We start from the raw sequence: 4549 nt of genomic DNA, 5'->3' as shown, positions 1-4549 counted from the left end.
TCGCCGATAACGGCACGCTGGCCGTCACGGCCAATGGCGGCACGGCAGGCTCCCTGTCGGGCAGTGGCGCGGGTACGCTGGCCGGTGGCCTGACCCTGACCAGTGCGGCCGATACCTATGCCGGCGCGCTTTCGGGCACGGGCGGCCTGACGGTTGCAGGCGGCACGGAAACCCTGTCGGGTGCCAATACCTATACAGGCGGCACGACGGTTGCCTCGGGCGCCGGGCTGGACCTGTCGGGCAGCGTTGCGGGCAACGTGTCGGATAACGGCACGACCACGCTGGATGGCGGCACGGTTGGCGGCACGGTCGCCGATAACGGCACGCTGGCCGTCACGGCCAATGGCGGCACGGCAGGCTCCCTGTCGGGCAGTGGCGCGGGCACGCTGGCCGGCGGCCTGACCCTGACCAGTGCGGCCGATACCTATGCCGGCGCGCTTTCGGGCACGGGCGGCCTGACGGTTGCGGGCGGCACGGAAACGCTGGCTGGTGCCAATACCTATACGGGTTCCACCACGATCGGGTCCGGCGCGGTGTTGCAGCTTGGGGCTGGCGGCACGACCGGGTCAATCGACGGCACAAGCGGTATTGACAATTCCGGTAGCCTGGTGATCGACCGTTCCAACAATGTGACACTCGCGGCAGCCATTTCCGGTGCGGGTTCCCTGGTACAGCAGGGTAGCGGCGTGACCACGCTTACGGGCGCCAACAGTTACAGCGGTGGCACGACCATTGCCAGTGGTACGCTGGCCGGTAACACGACAAGCTTCGGTTCAGGTGCCATTACGGATAATGCCGCGCTGGATGTGGATCTTGCCAGCGGGGTGACCGATGCGCTCGCCAATACGGTCAGTGGCACGGGCACGCTGACCAAGACGGGCAGCGGTACGCTGGAGATGGATAATCCAGCCGACAGCTATAGCGGTGGCACATTGGTCTCTGCCGGAACGATGCAGGTTGATGGCGACGAGAGCCACATATCGGGCATGACAACGGTTGCTTCCGGGGCCACCCTGTCCGGCATTGGTACCATGGGGGGTGATGTCACGATTGCCAGCGGCGGCACGCTGTCACCGGGCGATGGCAGTGGCGGCGTCGGTAACTTGTCCATAAGTGGCAACCTGACTGAAGATGCGGGGTCCACGGCCAATTTTGATATGGGACAGGCCGGGGTCGTCGCCGGGAAATATAATGACCTGGTTTCGGTGGGGGGTAACCTGACGATGGCAGGCACCCTTAATGTAACCCAGTCAGCGGCGGGCGATTTCGGTCTTGGTGTGTACCGTCTGTATGATTATGGTGGCACGCTGACCAATAATGGCGTGATGCTTGCAGGCACGGATGAAACCCTGCAGACATCCGTGGACAAGGAAGTCAACCTTGTCGTAACCGACGCGAATGTGCCGCAGCAGTACTGGGACGGGGCCAATGTCAATGGTGACCATGGCAGTGATGGAGCCATGGGTAACGGGCAGGTTGACGGCGGTAATGGTGTGTGGACCGCACCGGGCGGCAGCGGGGACGGTAACTGGACCAATTCCGCCGGGACGGGCAATACATCTTCGACCCAGGGCGCCTTTGACGTTTTTGAAGGCAAGGCTGGCACGGTTACCGTCGATGACAGCAATGGGAATGTAACCCTGAGCGGTGCGCAATTTGCCAATTCCGATGCCGAGAGTGGCGGGGAATACGTGATCACGGGCGATACGCTTTATTCTTCCGGATCGGATCTTACCCTGCGTGTTGGTGACGGCACGGCGGTGGGGGCGGCGACAACGGCCGTCATTGATTCCGTGATTGATGACAGTCAGGTTGCCGGTGGCACGACCCTGGTCAAGACCGATGGCGGCACGCTGGTGCTGAATGGTGACAACAATTACAGCGGCGGCACCGACATCAAGGATGGTACGGTGGTGGGCAGCGCCACCAGTTTCGGTTCCGGCACGATTACGGCTGAAGCGGGTTCGGGACTGGTACTTGACCAGACGACTGACGGCACCCTGACCAATGGCCTGAGTGGTTCGGGCACACTGGACAAGGAAGGGGCGGGTGACCTGACCGTGACGGGCGATGATTCCGCCTTTACCGGCAATACTACCATCAATGGGGGCACCCTGTCGGTGGACGGGTCCCTGGCAAACTCCGACGTGACCGTAGCAGGCGGCGGCACGCTGGCCGGAACGGGCACCGTCGGGTCAACCACTGTTGCGGATGGTGGCATCCTGTCCCCCGCAAACGGGAACGCGCTTGGAACCCTGACAGTCAATGGCGACCTGAATGTGAATAACGGGTCTACCTATCTGGTGAATGGTGGCGCCGCCGGCCAGAGCGATCTTGTCGCCGTGACGGGCACGGCCCTGCTGGCGGGCGGGACCGTTGAATTCAATGTTGCGAACGGCACGACGCTCAAGCCCGGAACCGAATATACGATCCTGACGGCGCAGAACGGCGTATCAGGTCAGTTTTCGGGCCTGTCCACCAACCTGACTGATGATTATACGTTCCTCTCGCCGCAACTGCTGTATACGGCGGATGACGTGGACATTACACTCGAACGGAACGGCACGAGTTTCACTTCGGTTGCGAACACACGTAACGAGCATGATGTCGCCGCGGCGCTGGACGGCATGACGGGCGGTAATGCGATGGTCGATGCGATCGAGCAGCTTAGCGGATCGCAGGCGCGTAAGGCGTTCGATTCCCTGTCGGGTGAGATCCATGCCTCGGCGCGTACCGCACTTATCCAGGACAGCTTCTATGTCCGTAACGCAGCGATCGACCGGCTGCGCAACGCATCGTGTGATCCCGGCGGCGATACAGCCCAGAAGACGGCGACCCTGAAGGGCCGCAGGACGGACGGCACCTGTATGCAGGACCGTGTGACGCTGTGGGGTGAGGCCTTCGGGTCCTGGGGCCATAATTCCGGCGATGGCAATGCAGGCGGCATGAACCATTCCGTTGGTGGCTTTGTGCTGGGCGCGGATGCGCCGGTCTTCAATACATGGCGGGTCGGCGGACTGGTCAGCTATGGACGGTCCACGTTCAGTACGGAAGGGACGGATGCCTACGGGCACAGCAACAACGTCACGGTCGGTGGCTATGCCGGGACACACTGGGGGCATCTGGCCCTGCGGATGGGTGCGACCTACACCTGGGCGATGATGTCCACCAGCCGCAGTGCCGCTTTCCCCGGTTTCTATGAAAAACTGAACAGCAGCTACAATGGTGGGGTGGCACAGGGCTTTGGCGATCTTGGATACCGCTTCGATCTGGGCAAGACCGCGATCGAGCCGTTTGGTAATGTCGCCTACGTCAACATGCACACCGACAGCTTCCATGAACATGGCGGGGCGGCCGCACTGAACGGACGGGCTATTGATACCGGCACAACCTATTCAACGTTCGGTGTGCGCATGTCGTCCGTATTCCATGCCGGCAATGTCCTGCTGGTGCCCGAAGGCAGCCTGGCTTACCGCCATACCTTTGGTGCGACGGTTCCCACCACGCGGGAGGCGTTTGCTGCTGGCGGCAGTTCATTTGATGTCGCCGGTGTGCCGCTGTCGCGTGATGCCGCCGTCCTGAATGCCGGCCTGCGTGCGCACCTGACGGATCGTCTGGAACTGGGCATTTCCTATATCGGCCAGTACGGCAACAGGTCGGTGGATAGTGGCCTGCGCGGCCGTTTCGCCTGGAAGTTCTGATCGAACACTGGCGATTTTCTGATCACTCTTCATCTGGCCGGATGTTCTGCACCGGTCAGATGTCTGTATGAGTTTATTGAATCATGAACCGGAAAATCATAGCAGGATCAGTTATATCGCTGGTCGTCCTCGTCATGGCTGGGCTGGAGGTGGGGCACCATGCCACGGCGTCCACCGCCAATTCAAAAACCGAAGCACCGGCGGGTGCATCCGTATCGACAACAGATGCGCACCTTCTGCCCGGTGGGGCCACATCCATAAATGAATCCTATCAGGATTGGCGTGTGATCTGCCAGCAGACGAATAAGCAGGCCAGCTGTGTCATGGTGCAGCAACTGATGGAGCAGAAGACACACAAGATGATCATGAATATGGAACTGTCTCCCGATCCACGGGGCGTTCATGGTGTCATTCTGCTTCCGTTTGGTCTCGAATTAGATAAAGGTGTTATAATTAAAGCGGATAATACACCGTTAGGGCAGCCTGTTACTTTCAAGACATGCCTGCCTTCAGGCTGTATAGCGCCCTTGTCATTCGATGCCTCTGCCCTTAACCATCTGAAGAGCACTAAAACCTTGCAGATTGCAACCGTTTCTGTACGTGGACAGAATGTTATCTTTCCTGTATCCATGAATGGATTTTCCAATGCGCTTGGTAGAATAAATCAAATAAATAAATAGATTTTGCGTTATATATTGTAAAAATTGTTATATGCATGGCGTTTGCTCCGCCATAATTGTTCGAAATCCTAGAGCACGCTGCGAATAGCTTGAATCGCAGGATTTCCAAAGGGCATGTGATGTGATTCAAGATGAAGACTGGCGGAGGAGGCCAGACTTCATGCCCAG

Annotated in this window: 2 protein-coding genes; both read left to right on the top strand. The window is 59.4% G+C overall.

What is annotated here, in order from left to right; all coding sequences use genetic code 11:
• The coding region (locus CFR76_RS17130; RefSeq protein ID WP_146222724.1) for an autotransporter outer membrane beta-barrel domain-containing protein at positions 1-3701 on the top strand (3701 nt) is incomplete at its 5' end.
• Between the two features lie 83 nt (positions 3702-3784).
• On the top strand, positions 3785-4381 hold the full coding sequence (locus CFR76_RS17125; RefSeq protein WP_244192001.1) for an invasion associated locus B family protein: 597 nt from the start codon (positions 3785-3787) through the stop codon (positions 4379-4381).
• The last annotated feature ends 168 nt before the right edge of the window (positions 4382-4549 follow it).

The sequence above is a fragment of the Komagataeibacter swingsii genome, from assembly GCF_003207895.1.
GTDB lineage: Bacteria > Pseudomonadota > Alphaproteobacteria > Acetobacterales > Acetobacteraceae > Komagataeibacter > Komagataeibacter swingsii.
The sequence above is the reverse complement of the archived record's forward strand: the minus strand, read 5'-3'. Positions and strand labels throughout refer to the sequence as shown.